Here is a 16607-nt window from a genome sequence, read left to right as displayed (position 1 = left end):
TTTCCGGGCGCCGACCGCGTCCACCCGGGCGCTGTGCTGTCACCATGAACGGGAAGCGGTGAGGTGCCCCGGCGGGGCCGGACCTCGCCACAGCAGGGCCGGTGTCGAAGACGTGCTGCTGGTCGTCTCCGGGACGGGCCCGCGGACCGCCGCCGCCCGGCGCCGCGGTCCGTCGAGGGGGCGGACCGCGGCACCGCCGCCGTTTCACCGCCGTCTCAGCGCCGCTCTCCGGCGGGCACGGGGCGGGCGGGACGGGCGGCGCGCACCGCCGGGAGCGCGACGAGCAGCGCCACCAGGGCGCAGCCGAAGGCCAGCGTTTCGTAGCCGCCGGCGGCCACCACCGGGCCGGAGAGCAGACCGCCGGTGCAGCCCGCGACCGACAGTCCGACATCGGCCAGGCCCTGGGTCGCGGCGCCCCGGGAGGGCGGCGCGGCGGCGGTGACCACGGCCGTGCCGCCGACCAGGCCCAGGTTCCAGCCCACGCCGGCCAGCAGCAGGGCCGCCGCCAGGACCGGCACCGAGTCCGCCGGCGCAAGGCCGGCCAGCAGGGCGGCCGCGCCGAGCGTGACGCCGGAGGCGGCGGCCACCGGGAGCGCTCCCCAGCGGTCGACGAGCAGGCCGCTGAGCGGGGAGGGCAGGAACATCGCGCCGATGTGCAGCGAGACGACCAGGCCGATCACGCCGGTGCCGTGACCGTTGGCGGCCAGGTGGACCGGGACCATGGTCATCAGAGCGACCTTCGGCAGCTGGGCGAGCACCATGATCCACAGGCCGGTCGCCACCCCCGGGGCCCGCGAGCGGTCCGACGGCTTCGCCGCTTCGGCCGCTTTGCCCGGCTCGGCGGGTTCGGCCGCTTCAGCGGGTTCCGCCGGCGCCGGTGGGGGCGTCGCGGCCCGGGCCGACCGCAACGGATCGGGCCGCAGCAGCGCCCCGATCACGACGGCCGCCACCGCGTACCCGACGGCGGCCAGCAGGAACGGCGCGGCCGTCCGGGGCACGCCCCAGTCCTCGGCCGGCCCGCCGACGAGCGCCACCAGGTTGGGCCCGGCCACGGCGCCGAACGTCGAGGCGAGCAGCACCCGGCTGACGGCCCGGCCGCGCCGCTCCGGGGAGGCCAGATCGGCGCCCGCGTACCGGGCGAGCAGGTTGGTGGCGGTGCCGGCGCCGTAGACCAGCAGCGCGGGCAGCAGCAGCGCGACCTGGTCGGCGACCACCGCGACCACCACGCCCACGCTGCCCAGGGCGCCGACCGCGTACCCGAGGCCGAGCCCCGGGCGGCGCCCCCAGGCCTGGCAGAGCCGGCCGATGCCCAGGGCGCCGAGCATCGACCCGCCGGTGAACAGGGCGGTGGGAAGGCCGGCCAGCCCGGTCGAGCCGAGCATCTCCTCGGCGATCAGCGCTCCCACCACGACGCCCGCGGTCAGCCCGACGCCGCTGACCAGCTGGGAGACGACCAGAACGGCCAGCACCCGGCGCTGCGCGGGGTGTTCGGGCGGATGCCGGGCCTCCTCGGCGACCTGCGGGGAGACCGTCACGCCGCCACCGTCGGGCTCAGCGCCGAGATCTCCTCCAGCGACATCCCCAGCTCCTCGTGGAGGTAGCGGACGATGGTCCAGTGCGCCAGCGCGCCCTCGTCGAAGGGCCCGAACTCCTGGCAGTAGAGCGGGATCCAGCGCAGCGCCTGCTCGGCGGCGGCCTCCCGGCCGGGCTCCTCCTGGTACGCCTCGTACGGGATGCCCCGGTGGTGGACGAAGTAGCGGCCCGGCAGGCGTTCCTCGCACAGGGCCCGGTACTCGCGGGTCTGCAGGATGAGGTAGTGCCAGATCTCGTCGATGTCCTGCTCGACCGGCAGGAAGAGGCCGGCGAGTTCCTCGCGGTGGCGGGAGACCAGGTAGAGGTAGCGCAGGCACTCGGTGACCTGCCGTTCGGCGTCGGCGGGTGCGGCGCCGGTGCGCGCGACGGTGTACGCCACCACCTCGGCGTGCAGGTCCTCGCCGAGCAGGGCGGCGAGCTCGTCGGCGGTGACGCGGGGTCGGTCGGCGGTCATCGGGCGTCTCCGTGGCTGTCCCCGGTGGCCGGGGCGGTGGCCGGGGTGGGGGTCGGCGTGGTGGTCGGCGTGGCGGCGAGCCAGGCGTACTTGCCCGAGGCGCCGATCGGCAGGTGCTCGTGGTGCTCGACCCGGCACGGCCGTCCGATCAGCCGTCCGGCCTCGCGGGCCGTCGCGTCCGCCTCGGCGGCCGTCAACGGGGCGCCGTCGAAGGTGGTGCAGCGCAGCACGGCCTCGTCCCCGGGGCCCGTGACGTCCAGCCGGTGGAGGAAGGTCCGGGGCGTGACCGCGCCGACCACCTCGTCGAGGTCCCCCTGGGCGACCGGGCCGTCGGGGGTGTCGAGCAGTTCCTTCTCCCGACCGCAGAACCGGGCGATGCGGCCGGGGTCCGCGCTGCCGTCCAGCGTGCGGACGCAGTCCCCGGAGCGGTAGCGGACCAGCGGCATCCAGGGGTTCCGCACGCTGGTGACGATCAGGGCGTGGATCCCGCTCCCCGGGGCGACGGGCAGGAGCTCGACGCTCATCCCGTCGAGGTACGGCCGGTACCGGCCGCTGCGGTCGCTGTAGTAGAGGTAGCCGAGTTCGGTGCTGCCGAACAGGTCGACGATCGGGCAGTCGAAGTGCTCGCGCAGGTACCGGGCGACGTTCACGGGGGTGTACTCGTAGGCGTGCACGATGCTGGCCGGCTGCGGGAAGTCCGCCCACAGGCCCCAGGCCCTGGCCTTGCGCACCAGGTGCGCGAGGTGGGAGGAGGAGCAGTCGAGGTGGTACCGGCCGCGCGGGTGGGCCCGGGCGGCCTCCCGGATCTCCGTGAGCATGCGCTCGACGTCGGCCCGTTGCCAGTGGTCGGGGTCGAGGCGGAGGTTGAGGTAGCAGGTGCGTTCGTCCAACCACCTTTCCGCCAGGGCCGGTCGGGAGTCCGGCTCGCCACCCCGCTTGCGGGCGTTGACCCGTGCCACGTGCTCGGTGGCCAGGACGGTGGTCAGCGAGACCCGCTTGCAGCCCTCAGCCCACGTGTCGGCGATGTCGGGGTGCTCGCTCCACAGCCGGTAGTAGGACTTCAGCAGGAAGTACGGTGGCCGGATGAGCTGCATGCGGGCGTGGTTGGTGCCCGTGGACAGCACGAACTCGGCCTCGCCCGACGCGAGGGCCTCGGCGAGGCCGGGCGTCATCCAGTTGTCCGGAAAGCCGCGGGCGATCTCGGACTTCTCCAGCACGGGGAAGTGTCCCCGCTCGATCGAGGCGCGGTAGAGGGGGATGTCCTTGATCCGGTCGACCACGTCGGCGGTCGGCTGGCCGTTCATGTCACCTCCGGTCGGTGGGGTCACCTGGGCTCGTGGGCCCGGGGCCGCTCCGACCCGGGGCCCGGGGGCCCGGGCCGGCCGAAGCGGCCGGCCCGGACCCTGTCGGCACTGCCGGTGCGTCGGGCTGGGTCAGGAGATGCAGCCGGACTTCGCCACGCTGATGCATCCGGACTTGGCGACGCTGATGCAGCCGTCCTTGGCGCCGCCGGCCGAGTTGACGGCGACCCAGCGCTTCCACTTGTCGTCCTGGGTCATCCGCTTGATGAGCTGCTCCATCGGACCTCCTCGTGTGTGCCGGTCATCCGACGGCGCGGGTCGGCGCCGCCACGGCGACAGTAAAGTGATGGTCAAGAAAGTGTCAATGACGGGTCATCAGTCTCGGCCACGAACGATCTGACGCGGAGTCAGCGTGGGCCGTACGTCGCCGACCGAGGAGGTGCCCCGTGACCACCGCTGAGACTCCCTTCTGTCCCGCCCGGCGGGCCGAGCGCAGCTGCCACCACCGACTGGCTGACGCTCGTACAATCGCGCGGAGGGCGAAGCGCCAGGCCGAGGTCCCGGTACCGGGCGCGAGGGAGGAGTCGGGGTGTTCGGCAGGCTGTTCGGCAGGCTGTTCGGTTCGGGTGAGAAGCTCGACGATCTGGTGGCACGGCTCAGGCCCGACCTGAGTCGGGAGTCGCTCGGCGTCGGGCCCGACTTCCCGGGCGTCGCCCCGAACCCGCTCCTGAGCGGTGACGCACGGAAGCGCAACGCGGAACTGCGTACGGGGGAGCTCGCGCTCGGCGTTCTCGTCGACTGGCGGGAGGTCGGCAGCGACGGCAGCCCACGCGTGGTGCTGATGTTCGACGTGGAGACCGCCGACGGCATCTCGTTCCGCGGCATCGCGGACGAAGACCTCACGATCACCGAGCTCACCCGACTCGCCCCGGGACAGACGTTGCCCGTGCGCTACCGGCCGGCCGTCATGGACCACTACGTCGCCCTTGCCCGGGACGCGGACCCCGCCCGCGTGCGGCGGCTCTCCGAGGAGATCGCGAGCCGCAGGCGGACCTGACCCGGATCCGCGGGTTGCCGGAGCACGTTCCCCCGGAGAACGGCTTGCGCCCAAGCGGTCGCCGGCGGTCGTGGCGCCCGTGCCGTAGGTACGCGGGCGGTGGCCGGTCAGTCGAGGGTGGGGTAGTCGGTGTAGCCGGTCTCGCCGCCGACGTACATCAGGTGGGCCTCGCGGACGGGGTTGAGGGGTGCGCCGGTGCGCAGGCGGGTGACCAGGTCGGGGTTGGCCAGGAACGAGCGGCCGAGGGAGATCAGGTCGGCGCCGGCGGCCAGCAGGCGTTCGGCGGCGGCGCGGCCGCCGTCGGCGGGCAGGGGGCCGGGCCAGGGCAGGGCCGGGTTCGCGATCAGCGTGCCGGACCACGCCTGGCGCAGCGTGCGGAAGAGGGGCTGGTCGGGGTCGGCGAAGACGACGTGGAGGTAGGCCGGGCGCAGGCCGTCGAGTTCGCGGAGGAGCGCGGGGTAGACCTCGTCGACGTCGTCCTCCGTCATGGCGTTCGCGGTGACGCCGGGGGCGATCCGGACCCCGACGCGTTCGGCGCCGATGGCCTCGGCGACCGCTCGGACCACCTCGACGGTCAGGCGGACGCGGTTGGCGACCGACCCGCCGTAGCCGTCGGTGCGGTGGTTGGTGTGGCGGGAGAGGAACTGGTGGAGCAGGTACCCGTTCGCGGCGTGGACCTCGACCCCGGCGAAGCCCGCGTCCACCGCCCGGCGCGCGGCGGCGGCGAAGTCGGCCACGGTGGCGTGGATCTCCTGCTCGGTCATCTCGCGCGGCACGACGTTCTCGCGGTGCCCGGACGGGGTGACGATGGTGCCGGGCAGCGGTACCGGCGACGGGGCGAGCGGGTGGTGCCCGCTGGTCTCGGGGTGCCCGACCCGGCCGCCGTGCTGCAGTTGGAGGAACATCTGCCCGCCCGCGGCCCGGACGGCGTCGGTGACGCGGCGCCACCCGGCCACGTGCGACTCGTCGTGGATCGCCGGGATGTGGGGGTAGGTGGCGCCGACCGCGTTCGGCGTCGTGGCCTCCGCGATGATCAGCCCGGCCGAGGCGCGCTGGGCGTAGTAGGTGGCCATGATCGGCTCCGGTACGCCGGTGGCGCTCGCGCGGTTGCGCGTCATCGGGGCCATCACCAGGCGGTTGGCGAGCCGCAGGGCGCCGAGGCGGGCGGGCCGGAACAGCGGGGACTCCTGGCCGGCGGTCTCGGTGTCCGTGGCCGTCGGAACCAGGGTGTTCGTGCTCATGGTCGTGCTCCAGAGTCTTCCGTGGTGGTGCCGGCCGGTTCCTCCGGCCCGCTGAGAAGACGTTCCCGCAGCCCGCTTCGGCTCTGCTGATGCTCCGCTGACGGTCCGGCAGCAGCACGGGCCGGACCGGCTGATGATCATCCTGTGTAGGCTGTGCCCCATGAGGTTCGGGGTGCTCGGCCCGCTGGAGGTGTGGGGCGACGACGACGCGCCCGTGCGGGTGCCCGAGACCAAGGTGCGGGCCCTGTTGGCCGATCTGCTGGTGCACGAGGGCCGACCGGTGTCACCCGACCGCCTCGTCGACGACATCTGGGGGGACGGCGCGCCCGCCAACCCCGCCAACGCGCTCCAGGCCAAGGTCTCCCAGCTGCGCCGGGCGATCGGCCGGGACCGGGTGACCCACCACCCCGCCGGGTACCGGCTCCGACTCGACGACCACGCCGCCCAGGTCGACGCGGCCCGCTTCCGGGAACTGGCCGTACGGGCCCGGAGCGAGACCGACGCGCGCGCCCGGGCCGCCGCGCTCGCCCAGGCGCTCGACCTGTGGCGCGGACGCCCGTACGCCGACTTCGCCGACGAGGAGTTCGTCCGCCCGGCCGCCCAGCGCCTGGCCGAGGAACGGCTCGCGGTCGTCGAGGAACTGGCGGAGGCCCGCCTCGAGTTCGGCGATCCGCTGCTGCTCGGCGAGGTGGCCGAACTGGTGGACCGCCATCCCCTGCGCGAGCGGCTGCGCGCGGTGCAGATGCGGGCCCTGTACCGCGCCGGCCGGCAGGGCGAGGCGGTCGCCGCGTACGGCGGGCTGCGGGCGCTGCTGGTCGACGAGCTGGGCCTTGACCCGAGCCCCGAACTGACGGCCCTGCACGAGGCGATCCTGCGGCAGGACACCGCCCTGCTGCCCGCCGCGGTGCCGGACGCCCGGCCGGCTCCGGCCCGGTCGCCCGTCGGGCCGCCGGCCGCGGCGGCCGGCGGTGACCGGTCCGCCGACGGGTTCCCCCGCCCGGACCTGCCGGCCCCGCGCACCACGCTCGTGGGACGCGGCGCGGCGCTGGACGACCTCGCCCGTCTGGTCCGCACCGAGCGCCTGGTCACGCTGACCGGCCCCGGGGGAGTGGGCAAGACCCGGCTCGCGCTGGCCCTCGCGCACCGCCTCGCGGACGGGGCCGAGGGCGCCGCGCCGGACGAGGTGCGGCTCGTCGAGCTCGCGGCCCTGCCCGCCGACGCCGCCGACCTCGCCCAGGCGGTGGCCGCCGCCTTCGGCATCCGCCAGGCCGTCGGGGCGTCAGCGCCCCCGGCCGCCCCCTTCCCCGCGCTGCCCGCCGCCCTACGCGAACGGCGGGCCCTGCTCGTCCTCGACAACTGCGAGCACGTGATCGAGCCGGCCGCCGACCTCGTCGCGGCCCTGCTGGACGCCGCGCCGGAGCTGCGGGTCCTGGCCACCAGCCGGGAGTCGCTGCGGCTGCCCGGGGAGGCGGTGTTCCCCGTCGCCCCGCTCGACCCGGTCGCCGCGGTGCGGCTGTTCGCCGAACGGGCCGCCGCGGCCGCGCCCGGGTTCGCCCTTCCGGCCGAGAAAGCCGGTGAGGGCGGTGAGGACGGGGGCGCCGGTGAGGACGGACGCGCCGGTGGGGCCGGGGCGGACGACGGGACGCGGGCCGCCGTCGCGGAGATCTGCCGGCGCCTGGACGGCATCCCGCTCGCCCTGGAACTCGCGGCCACCCGGGTGCGGGCGCTGGGCGTGCGGGAACTGGCGGCCCGCCTCGGCGACCGGTTCCGGGCGCTCGGCTCCGGGCAGCGCGGCCTCCCGGCCCGGCAGCAGACCCTGCGCGCGGTGATCGACTGGAGCTGGGACCTGCTCACCCCGCCCGAGCAGGCCGTCCTGCGGCGGCTGGCAGTCCCCGTCGGCGGCTGCCCGCTGCGGGCGGCCGAGGCGGTGTGCGGGGGAGACGGCATCCCCGGCGACGAGGTCCTCGACCTGGTCGGCCGCCTGGTCGACCGCTCGCTGGTCGAGGCCGCGCACACCGGGGACGGCCCGCGCTACCACCTGCTCGAATCCGTCGCCGCCTACGCCCGCGACCGGCTCCACGAGGCGGGGGAGGCCGCGGCCACCGCGGCCCGCCACGCCGGGTACTTCCGCGAGCTGGCCGAACGGGCCGAAGCCCGGCTGCGCGGGCCGGACCAACGGGACCGACTCGCCCTCCTGGACGCCGAGTCCGCCAACCTCCGCGCCGCGCTCGACCACCTCCTGCGCACCGGCGACCAGGACGGCGCGGCCCGTACGGCCGCCGCCCTGTGCCCCTGGTGGCTGCTGCGCGGGCGCCTCCACGAGGCCCGGCGCGCCCTGGCCGCCGTACTGGAGGGCATCGGCCGCGCTCCGGCCGACACACCCGGTCCGGCATCCGGGTCCGCCGCCGTCGCGGCCTCGACGGCCGCCGAACTCCACATCCTGCACGGCGCGTTCGCCATGCTCACCGGTCACCGGCCGCCCGAGCGGGAGTGCCCCGAGGCGGACATCGCCGACCCCGTCCGGCGCGGCCGGGCGCTGTGGCTGTTCGCCTACGGCCTCCACCACGCGGGCGACCCGGCCGCGGCGCACGCCGTCGGCACCCGGGCCCTGGACCACTGCGCCGCCGCGGGCGACCGTTGGGGCGCCGCCGCGGCGCACGCCCTGCTGGCCCGGACCGCACTGGCCACCGGCGATCTGGCGGGGGCCCGCCGCGACGGCCGCACCGCCGCCGTGGAGTTCCACGAACTCGGCGACGGGTGGGGCGAGTTGCAGACGGTCCCGACCCTCGCCGCGCTCGCCGAGATCGAGGGCGACTACGCCGACGCCGAGTCCCGCCACAGCGTCGGGCTGCGCCTCGCCGAGCAGCTCGGCCTGGCCGTGGAGGCCTCCGCCTGCCTCGCGGGCCTGGGCCGCCTCGCGCTCCTCACCGGCGACTGGGAGCGGGCCCGGCTGCTCCACGAGCGGGCCCGCCGCGCGGCCGCCGAGCAGGGCCACCTCTTCGGCGAGGTCTTCGCCGTGATGGGCCTCGCCCTCGGGGCGCGTCGGGCCGGTGACCTCGACGCCGCGGAACGCCACCTCCGGGCGATGCGCGACGACTACCCGTCGTCGACCGCGGGAAAGCACCTGGTCGAGGTGGAACTCGGCTTCGTCGCCGAACTGCGCGGCCTGCCCGCGCAGGCCGCCGCCCACCAGGCACGCGGCCTGGCCCACGCCCGGGAACTGGCCGAGCCGCGCGCCCTCGCCCTCTCGCTGGAGGGCGCCGCCGGCGCGGCCGCGGCCACCGGCGAAGCCTCGGGGCTCACCCGTGCCGCGCTGCTCCTCGGGGCCGCCGACGCCGCCCGCCGGGGCGCCGGTGCCCCGCTCCCGCCCGGCGAGCGCGCGGACGTGGAGCGGGTCGCCGCCGTGGTCCGCGCGGCCCTCGGCGCGGACGGCTTCGCCGCCGCCTTCGAGCAGGGCGCGTCCCTCCCGCTCCCGGCCGCCGTCCGCGCCGCGACCGGTTCCTGACCCGGGGAAGGTTGCGGGGCCGCACACCGGCGGGTGCCCGGGCGGGTCGGTCGGGTCCATCGAATCGGGCCGGTCGGGCGCGCCGCTGTGGTCCGACGGTCGGGTCCATCAGGTCGGCCGGGGACGGTCGCCTGCCGGATCCTGTACGGACAACTCGAGGCGTTCGTCTGCCGTACGGCGGGCAGTCATGAATGGTCCGCCGGACGGTACCCCGCACGCGCTGTCCTTGGGGACGCCGTCCTCCACCTTCCTGACATGCAGAGGTCAAACCACCCATGGTCGAGCTGAACCGCCGCCGCTTCCTCCAACTCGCGGGCGCGACCGCCGCGTTCTCGTCGCTGTCGCAGAGCATCGCCCGAGCCGCGTCGATCGCCCCGGTGGGGACCACCGGCACCATCCAGGACGTCGACCACATCGTCGTGCTGATGCAGGAGAACCGTTCCTTCGACCACTACTTCGGCTCGCTGAAGGGCGTCCGCGGCTTCGGCGACCCCCGCCCGGTGACCCTGCCGAGCGGCAAGTCGGTGTGGCACCAGACGGACGCCCTCAAGCGGGAGGTCCTGCCGTTCCGGCCGCAGGTCAGCGATCTCGGGATGCAGTTCGTCCAGGACCTCAACCACGACTGGGCCGGCGGCCACAAGGCCTTCAACAACGGCCGGTACGACCAGTGGGTGCCCGCCAAGACGGCCACCACGATGGCCTACCTGACCCGCGACGACATCCCGTTCCACTACGCGCTCGCCGACGCGTTCACCATCTGCGACGCCTACCACTGCTCGTTCATCGGCTCCACCGACCCCAACCGCTACTACATGTGGACGGGCTGCACCGGCAACGGCGTCAGCGGCAACGGCCCGGTCCTCGGCAACCAGGAGGCCGGCTACAACTGGACCACCTACCCCGAGCGGCTGGAGAAGGCCGGGATCTCCTGGAAGATCTACCAGGACGTCGGCGACGGACTGGACGCGGCCGGCTCCTGGGGCTGGATCGGCGACGCGTACCGCGGGAACTACGGCGACAACTCGCTGCTCTACTTCGACAACTACCGCAACGCCAGGCCGGGCGACCCGCTGTACGACAAGGCCCGCACCGGCACCAACGCCAAGGCGGGCGACGGCCTCTTCGACCACCTGCGGCGCGACGTACAGGCCGGCACCCTCCCGCAGATCTCCTGGATCGCCGCACCGGAGGCCTTCACCGAGCACCCCAACTGGCCTGCCAACTACGGTGCCTGGTACGTCGCCCAGGTGCTGGACGCGCTGACCTCCAACCCCGCCGTGTGGGCCAGGACGGCGCTGTTCATCACCTACGACGAGAACGACGGCTTCTTCGACCACGTGGTGCCGCCGTTCCCGCCCTCCTCCGCCTCCCAGGGCCTGTCCACGGTGGCGACCACCGCCGACTACTACCCCGGCACCATCGGATACTCGGCCGGGCCGTACGGCCTCGGCCAGCGGGTGCCGATGCTGGTCGTCTCGCCCTGGAGCACCGGCGGCTACAGCTGTTCGGAGACCTTCGACCACACCTCGATCATCCGCTTCATGGAGCGCCGCTTCGGCGTCCAGGAGCCCAACATCTCGCCCTGGCGGCGCGCGATCTGCGGCGACCTCACCTCCGCCTTCGACTTCACCGCCTCGAACGCGGCGCCGCCGGCGCTGCCCTCCACCGCGGGCTACCTCCCGCCCGACCGCAACCGGCACCCCGACTACGTGCCCAGCCCGCCGGCCACCGGCACCATGCCGAAGCAGGAGGCGGGCGCCAGGCGCACCCGCCCGCTGGCGTACGCGCCGTCCGTGGACGGTGCGGCCGACACCGCCACCGGCAAGTACCGCCTCACCTTCGGCTCGGGCGCGGCGGCGGGCGCCCAGTTCCTGGTGACCTCGGCCAACCGCACCGACGGTCCGTGGACGTACACCACCGAGGCGGGCAGGACGATCGCGGACGCCTGGAACACCACGTACTCCAAGGGCGTCACCGACCTGACCGTGTTCGGCCCCAACGGCTTCCTGCGCCGCTTCCGCAACCCCGGCAAGACCGCCGGGCCCGAGGTCACCGCGCGCCACAACGCGGCCACCGGCAACCTCGACCTCACCCTCACCAACGCGGGCACCGCGGACGCCGTGCTCACCCTCACCAACGCCTACGGCGGCACCCCGCAGACCATCACCGTCCGCCGCGGCGCGACCGTCGCCTGGACCGTCGACCTGAGCGGCTGCCGCAACTGGTACGACGTGACCGTCACCGCGGGCACGAGCACCGACTTCGTGCGCCGCCTGGCCGGCCACGTCGAGACCGGCGCCCCCGGCCTCTCCGACCCGGGCATCGTCACCTACTGACGGCACCCCTCGCGCCGCCGGGCTCCCGGGGCCGCGGGAGCCCGGTCCGTTCCAGGCCCCGCGGCCCCGGTCTCTCCGTCCAGGCCCCGCGGCCCCGTGCTCTCAGTCCAGGCCGCGGGCCCGGCGGAAGCGGGAGCCGAGGGCGTCCGGGGCGACGAGCGGCGCCGGGTAGTCGGGGGCGAGCGACCACGGGCGGTGCACGGCACGCCCGGGCAGATGGGCCAGTTCGGGCACCCAGCGGCGCACGTACGCGCCGTCCGGGTCGTACCGTTCGGCCTGGCGCAGCGGGTTGAGCACCCGGTTGGGCCGGGTGTCGGTGCCGGTGCCGGCGACCCACTGCCAGTTGAGCTGGTTGTCGGCCACGTCCCCGTCGACCAGCAGCGACAGGAAGTGGGCGGCGCCGATCCGCCAGTCCAGGTACAGGCCCTTCGCGAGGAAGCCGGCGGTCAGCAGGCGGGCCCGGTTGTGCATCCAGCCCTCCTCGGCGAGCTGGCGCATCCCGGCGTCGACGATCGGGTAGCCGGTGCGGCCCTGCCGCCAGGCCTCGGCCTCGCGCTCGTCCCGGTGCCAGTGGTCGTCCCGGGGCCGGTAGTCGCGGTGCGCGGCGTCCGGGCGGGCGGCGAGGACCTGGTGGTGGAAGTCGCGCCAGGCGAGCTGCCGGACGAAGGCCCGCGCCCCCTCGCCGTCGTGCCGCAGGGCGCGTTCGACGAGTTCGGTGGGGGACAGGCAGCCGAAGTGCAGGTACGGGGAGAGCCGGGAGGTGGCGTCGGCGGCGAGGTCGTCGTGCACCTCCGCGTACGGGCCGGCGTCCCACTGCCGCCACCGTCGGCGCGCCGCGGTCTCGCCGCCGGGCGGCAGCGCGGGTGACAGCGCCGGCGAGAGCGCCGCGGTCGGCTGCAGGTCCTCGCTGCCGATGCCGCTCGGGGTGTCGATCCTCCGGGGCGCGCCCAGCACCGTACGGCGCGGCGTCTGTACCCAGACGCGGTGGTACGGGGTGAAGACCGCGTAGTGGTCCCGGCCGGCCGGGGTGATCCGGCCCGCCGGGACCACCGTCAGCGAGGCGTCGTGGACGTGCAGGCGGTCGCCGAACACCTGGCGCAGCCGCTCCTCGCGCCGCTGCGCGAAGGCGCTGACGCCCGCGGCGACGTGCACGGTGGCGGCGCAGGCCTCGGCGGCCACCCGGGCCGTCTGCTCGGCGGGTTCGCCGCGGCGCACGACCAGCCGGGAGCCGGTCCGGCGCAGCGAGGCGTCCAGGTCGGCGAGGCAGTCGGCGAGGAAGGCCTGCCGGTTGGGCGCGGCGAACCCGGCGCGTTCGACGGCCGGGTCCAGGACGAACAGGGGGACGACCTGGTCGGCCGTGGAGCGGGCGGCGTGCAGCACGGGGTTGTCGTGCAGCCGCAGGTCCTGGGTGAACAGGGCGATCGATACGGTCACGGGTGGGGCCTCGCAGACGGTGCCGTCGGGGTCCGGGCAGTCCTTCCCGGCTGGGGACGGAGCCGCCCGCGTCCCTTTCCGGGCGTTCGGACCCGACCCTTCCCGGGTGTTCGGAGCCGCCCGCGACCCGGATCGGACCGGCGGCCGGGACCGAAGGTACCGCGCGGGCCCCGGTCGGCGGGCCCATGACCCGGCGTCGGACGGGGCGTGCCGCCCGCGGGGCCGCCGCGTGAGAGGCTCACCCCATGGAACAGCGCGTACTCGGCCGTACCGGCCGCCCCGTCTCGATCGTCGGACTCGGCACCTGGCAGCTCGGCGCGGACTGGGGGGACGTCCGGGAGGAGGACGCCCTGGCCGTGCTGGAGGCCTCGGTGGAGGCCGGCGTCACCCTCCTCGACACCGCCGACGTCTACGGCGACGGCCGCAGCGAGCGGCTGATCGGCCGCTTCCTGAAGGACCGCCCGGGCGCGGAGGTGTTCGTCGCCACCAAGTTCGGCCGCCGGGCCGAGCAGCGGCCCGAGCACTACAATCTCGCCAACTTCCGGGCCTGGGCCGACCGTTCGCGGGAAAACCTGGGGGTGGAGCGGCTCGACCTGGTGCAGCTGCACTGCCCGCCGACGCCCGTCTACTCCTCGGACGAGGTGTTCGACGCCCTGGACACCCTGGCGGAGGAGGGCCGGATCGCCGCCTACGGGGTGAGCGTGGAGACCTGCGACGAGGCGCTGACCGCGATCGCCCGCCCGAACGTCGCGAGCGTGCAGATCATCCTGAACGCGTTCCGGCTCAAGCCGTTGGAGCGGGTGCTGCCCGCCGCGGAGGCGGCCGGTGTGGGAATCCTCGCCCGGGTGCCGCTGGCCTCGGGCCTGCTGTCGGGCCGGTACGACGAGCACACCGTCTTCGCGCCGGACGACCACCGTACGTACAACCGCCACGGCGAGTCCTTCGACCAGGGGGAGACGTTCTCCGGGGTGGACTTCGCGACGGGCGTCGAGGCGGCGGTGGAGTTCGCCGCGCTCGCACCCGAGGGCGCGAGCGCGGCGCAGACGGCGCTGCGGTGGGTGGCCCAGCAGCCGGGGGTGACGACGGTGATCCCCGGCGCCCGCAACGTGGCGCAGGCCCGGGCCAACGCGGCCGCCGCCGACCTGCCGCCGCTGCCGCCGGCCACCCTGGACGCCGTGCGCGAGCTGTACGACCGGCGGATCCGGCCGCAGGTGCACGCCCGCTGGTGACGGCCGGCGCCCGGGTCCGGTCCGGGACCGGACGGGACGCTCATGACGGCCGTCGGAGCGGGGCCGGGCGGTGGGCCCGCCGGTGCGACGGCCGGTCGGCGGGCCGGCGCTCGGTGGGCTTGCGCTGGGCGGCCGTGCGCTCGTCGGGGCGCGGGGCGTTCCCGTCGGGGGTGCGCCAGGAGTCGGCGCGCGCCGCGTGGGCGCCCCTGGTCGGCCTCGCCGCCCGCCGGTTCAGATGGTGGTTGCCCCAGGCGAACGCGCCGGTCAGCAGTACGGCGATGGCCAGGGCGGGCACGGCGACGGCGAACAGGGAAGGGCCGTCGGCCGAGGCCGGGAACGGTGGTGCGTTCATGGTCTTCTCCTCTACTCGCGGCTCCTCGCGGTCTTCCGGCGGCGGTCCCGGCCCCGCGGGGAGGGAGTACCGGGCCGGGGCCGCCGCATGTCGCCCGCCTACCCCGCCCGCCGGGAGGCATGCCCCCGCCCGGGCGGCGGCGGGTCAGGGGAGCAGCTGGGCGAGGGCGGCGTCGACGTCCAGGTGCTCGGTCTCGGTGCCGGCCGGTACCAGCCGGAAGGAGTCGAGGAGGAACGCCGTCACGACGGCCGCGGGGATGCTGATGACGGCCCGTGCGGCGGGGGAGCGCAGGGTGATCAGCACGCGGTCCTCCGGCCCGGGGGCGACGGTGACGTCCCCGCAGCCGACCGGGCCGTGCCGGCCCTGGTCGAGCAGGTCGCGCGCGAAGGTCCACTGCGCCCGGTCGTCGTCGCCGAGCGGAGGGAAGGCCAGGCACACCGCGTACGGCGAGGCGGTGTCGAAGCGCAGCGCCGCCTCGACGGCCACATCGGGGAACGGGCCTTCGGGCAGGGTGACGGCGGTGGACCAGGAGGTGGCGACGGCCATGCGGCGAACTCCCATTCTGGCGGTGGCGCCGCTGGGTGGCAGCGGCCCCGGAGGCCGGTGACGACAGCGCTCGGTTACCCGCCCGTCCGGGGTGCATTCCCGGCGCGGGCGCGAAATCGGCCGCTTCGCCGTGTCCGGTCCGGCCGGGACGCCGAAGGCCCCGCCCGGCTGTCTTCGCCGGGACGGGGCCTTCGGGGAGTCAGCGGATGACCGCGGGAGCCGTGGGGGCCGTGGGGGCCGTGGGAAGCCGCCTCACGGTGCCACGGTGTCCGCCGCGGGCGGCTCGGGCTCCTCGTCGTCCTCCGCCTTCCGCCGCACGTCGGCCGGGGTGGGCGCGGTGATGGAGCGCTCCTCCGCGGACCGCTCCCGGGCTCCGGTCCGGCCCTCGGCCTTCGCCCGGACGTCGCCCGGGGTCGGGGCCGTGATCGAGCGTTCCTCGGCGGACCGTTCCTGCGCCGGTTCGTCCGGCTGCGTTCCGTGGTCGTCGGGTGTGGTCATGGGCTCGTTCCCCTTTCCGGGTCCTGGACTGCGGCGGACGGGACACCGTGCGGTTGCCCCGGATGCCCGGTCGTGAACCGGGCGGACGAGGCCGATCGGCGCGGCCGCGGCGCGGCGCCCGCCCCGGCGACCGGCCGTCGACGGCCTCTCGACCGTAACCCCGGGCCGCAGACCGCGCCGCCGGACGCCGTCCGACGGCCGCCTCCTCATCGACCCCGCCCGGTGCGGTGGCGCGCGGCGCTCCGGCGCTCACGGGAACGCCGCCGCCCGGGCGGCCTCGGGCCGACGCCCCGCGGCCGTGGCGCGGCCACGATCGGGTGATGTCGCGGTCCGTCGGTTCGTGCTCGGAGTGTTGCGGGCGGGCGGGGACCGGGGGTCACTACGTTGAGGGCTCGGGTCCTGCGGCCGGGGCGTGACGGGCACGGGCCGGGGGAGCCGGAGCGGTGCGCGGCCGGTCGTCCCCCGGGGCGGCCGAGCACCGTTCGAGCGCCGTTCCCGCCATGACGTGACGTCACCGACCGCGCCGGGCCGCGCCCTGGCGCCCGTACGAGGGAGAATCCATGATCGCGAGGACCAGGAAGGCCGTCCGCTGCCTGGCGGTGGCGCTCGCGGCGGCCGCCGCGTTCACCGTCGGCGTGCCGGGCGGTGACGCCTTCGCCATCGACCACGTCCAGTGCGACGGGGGCCGCGACGACTTCCTGAAGATCTGGTCGCACCTCGACGGTCGTGACAGCGTCGACTGCTACGCGAACGGGGGGCGGACGGACTTCGGCGGGTGGTGGGTCGACCGGATCTCCACGGGCAACAACGACCTGACCTACTTCGACGTGAACGGTGACTCGGTGAGGATCTCGCGCTGGACCGACATCACCTTCCCGAACAACCCGCCGAGGGTCGCCGCCATCCGGATCGGGTGACACGGCGGCCTCCGGTCGCCGTACGTGCCGGTGCCGCGGACGGCGGGGGGGGGGGTGGGGGACCGGCCCGTTCGGCGGCCGGGGGGCGCCGGGGCACCCCATCCGGATGGGGGGGGCCCCCGGCGGGGTGTTGGGGGAGGGGGT

The 16607-nt window shown here is 75.6% G+C and carries 14 protein-coding genes; 5 read left to right on the top strand and 9 right to left on the bottom strand.

Going from position 1 to position 16607, the window contains the following annotated elements; genetic code table 11:
* Positions 1-215: 215 nt before the first annotated feature.
* The 4 genes from ACIQI7_RS01735 to ACIQI7_RS01720 form a co-directional block, all read right to left on the bottom strand.
* On the bottom strand, positions 216-1535 hold the full coding sequence (locus tag ACIQI7_RS01735) for an MFS transporter (RefSeq protein WP_401103840.1): 1320 nt from the start codon (positions 1533-1535) through the stop codon (positions 216-218).
* Entirely contained in the window at positions 1532-2047 is a 516-nt protein-coding gene (locus ACIQI7_RS01730; protein WP_387757207.1) for a hypothetical protein, read from the bottom strand. Before ACIQI7_RS01730 ends, ACIQI7_RS01735 begins: the two co-directional genes overlap by 4 nt.
* Entirely contained in the window at positions 2044-3351 is a 1308-nt protein-coding gene (locus ACIQI7_RS01725) for a hypothetical protein (RefSeq protein WP_401103839.1), read from the bottom strand. The genes ACIQI7_RS01730 and ACIQI7_RS01725 overlap by 4 nt, the downstream gene beginning before the upstream one ends.
* A 129-nt stretch (positions 3352-3480) precedes the next feature.
* Positions 3481-3627 (bottom strand): hypothetical protein, encoded by a 147-nt coding sequence (locus ACIQI7_RS01720; protein ID WP_387757210.1) that lies wholly within the window; start codon positions 3625-3627, stop codon positions 3481-3483.
* Positions 3628-3937: 310 nt separating this feature from the next.
* Here ACIQI7_RS01720 and ACIQI7_RS01715 point away from each other — a divergent pair, with 310 nt between their 5' ends.
* The gene (locus ACIQI7_RS01715) at positions 3938-4405 is read left to right on the top strand and encodes a hypothetical protein (RefSeq protein WP_401103838.1); all 468 of its coding nucleotides are present in this window, start codon (positions 3938-3940) and stop codon (positions 4403-4405) included.
* Positions 4406-4512: 107 nt separating this feature from the next.
* Here the strand turns inward: ACIQI7_RS01715 and ACIQI7_RS01710 are convergent, their stop codons facing one another.
* Positions 4513-5646 carry an alkene reductase gene (locus ACIQI7_RS01710; RefSeq protein ID WP_401103837.1) on the bottom strand — a complete coding sequence of 378 codons (1134 nt, stop codon included), beginning with the start codon at positions 5644-5646 and terminating at the stop codon, positions 4513-4515.
* Positions 5647-5806: 160 nt separating this feature from the next.
* Between ACIQI7_RS01710 and ACIQI7_RS01705 the strand changes: the two genes are divergently transcribed.
* On the top strand, positions 5807-9151 hold the full coding sequence (locus ACIQI7_RS01705) for an AfsR/SARP family transcriptional regulator (protein WP_401103835.1): 3345 nt from the start codon (positions 5807-5809) through the stop codon (positions 9149-9151).
* A 275-nt stretch (positions 9152-9426) separates the two neighbouring features.
* A complete protein-coding gene (locus ACIQI7_RS01700) occupies positions 9427-11487 on the top strand; it encodes a phosphocholine-specific phospholipase C (RefSeq protein ID WP_401103833.1) in 2061 nt (686 codons plus the stop codon).
* Positions 11488-11589: 102 nt separating this feature from the next.
* On the opposite strand, the gene ACIQI7_RS01695 is transcribed toward ACIQI7_RS01700, so the two are convergent.
* Entirely contained in the window at positions 11590-12921 is a 1332-nt protein-coding gene (locus ACIQI7_RS01695; protein WP_401103831.1) for a cryptochrome/photolyase family protein, read from the bottom strand.
* A 245-nt stretch (positions 12922-13166) separates the two neighbouring features.
* Between ACIQI7_RS01695 and ACIQI7_RS01690 the strand changes: the two genes are divergently transcribed.
* On the top strand, positions 13167-14150 hold the full coding sequence (locus tag ACIQI7_RS01690; RefSeq protein ID WP_401103830.1) for an aldo/keto reductase: 984 nt from the start codon (positions 13167-13169) through the stop codon (positions 14148-14150).
* 40 nt (positions 14151-14190) lie between these two features.
* On the opposite strand, the gene ACIQI7_RS01685 is transcribed toward ACIQI7_RS01690, so the two are convergent.
* The 3 genes from ACIQI7_RS01685 to ACIQI7_RS01675 form a co-directional block, all read right to left on the bottom strand.
* On the bottom strand, positions 14191-14502 hold the full coding sequence (locus ACIQI7_RS01685; protein WP_401103829.1) for a hypothetical protein: 312 nt from the start codon (positions 14500-14502) through the stop codon (positions 14191-14193).
* A gap of 144 nt (positions 14503-14646) precedes the next feature.
* Positions 14647-15048, bottom strand: coding sequence for an SsgA family sporulation/cell division regulator (locus ACIQI7_RS01680; protein ID WP_401103827.1), 402 nt, complete (start codon positions 15046-15048; stop codon positions 14647-14649).
* 252 nt (positions 15049-15300) lie between these two features.
* Complete coding sequence (locus tag ACIQI7_RS01675) at positions 15301-15546, bottom strand: hypothetical protein (protein WP_401103825.1); 246 nt, start codon at positions 15544-15546, stop codon at positions 15301-15303.
* A 560-nt stretch (positions 15547-16106) separates the two neighbouring features.
* Between ACIQI7_RS01675 and ACIQI7_RS01670 the strand changes: the two genes are divergently transcribed.
* Positions 16107-16463: a beta/gamma crystallin domain-containing protein gene (locus tag ACIQI7_RS01670; RefSeq protein ID WP_401103824.1), complete on the top strand. Its 357-nt coding sequence runs from the start codon at positions 16107-16109 to the stop codon at positions 16461-16463.
* Positions 16464-16607: the final 144 nt, after the last annotated feature.

Origin of the sequence: Kitasatospora sp. NPDC092039, from assembly GCF_044756065.1 — a bacterium.
Lineage (GTDB): Bacteria > Actinomycetota > Actinomycetes > Streptomycetales > Streptomycetaceae > Kitasatospora.
The sequence above is the reverse complement of the archived record's forward strand: the minus strand, read 5'-3'. Positions and strand labels throughout refer to the sequence as shown.

Bases quoted from the DNA above. Each gene is read 5' to 3' on its own strand.
- ACIQI7_RS01710 (WP_401103837.1), bottom strand. From the start codon at position 5,646: ATGAGCACGAACACCCTGGTTCCGACGGCCACGGACACCGAGACCGCC.
- ACIQI7_RS01690 (WP_401103830.1), top strand. From the start codon at position 13,167: ATGGAACAGCGCGTACTCGGCCGTACCGGCCGCCCCGTCTCGATCGTC.
- ACIQI7_RS01725 (WP_401103839.1), bottom strand. From the start codon at position 3,351: ATGAACGGCCAGCCGACCGCCGACGTGGTCGACCGGATCAAGGACATC.
- ACIQI7_RS01705 (WP_401103835.1), top strand. From the start codon at position 5,807: ATGAGGTTCGGGGTGCTCGGCCCGCTGGAGGTGTGGGGCGACGACGAC.
- ACIQI7_RS01675 (WP_401103825.1), bottom strand. From the start codon at position 15,546: ATGACCACACCCGACGACCACGGAACGCAGCCGGACGAACCGGCGCAG.
- ACIQI7_RS01720 (WP_387757210.1), bottom strand. From the start codon at position 3,627: ATGGAGCAGCTCATCAAGCGGATGACCCAGGACGACAAGTGGAAGCGC.
- ACIQI7_RS01685 (WP_401103829.1), bottom strand. From the start codon at position 14,502: ATGAACGCACCACCGTTCCCGGCCTCGGCCGACGGCCCTTCCCTGTTC.
- ACIQI7_RS01700 (WP_401103833.1), top strand. From the start codon at position 9,427: ATGGTCGAGCTGAACCGCCGCCGCTTCCTCCAACTCGCGGGCGCGACC.
- ACIQI7_RS01680 (WP_401103827.1), bottom strand. From the start codon at position 15,048: ATGGCCGTCGCCACCTCCTGGTCCACCGCCGTCACCCTGCCCGAAGGC.
- ACIQI7_RS01670 (WP_401103824.1), top strand. From the start codon at position 16,107: ATGATCGCGAGGACCAGGAAGGCCGTCCGCTGCCTGGCGGTGGCGCTC.
- ACIQI7_RS01730 (WP_387757207.1), bottom strand. From the start codon at position 2,047: ATGACCGCCGACCGACCCCGCGTCACCGCCGACGAGCTCGCCGCCCTG.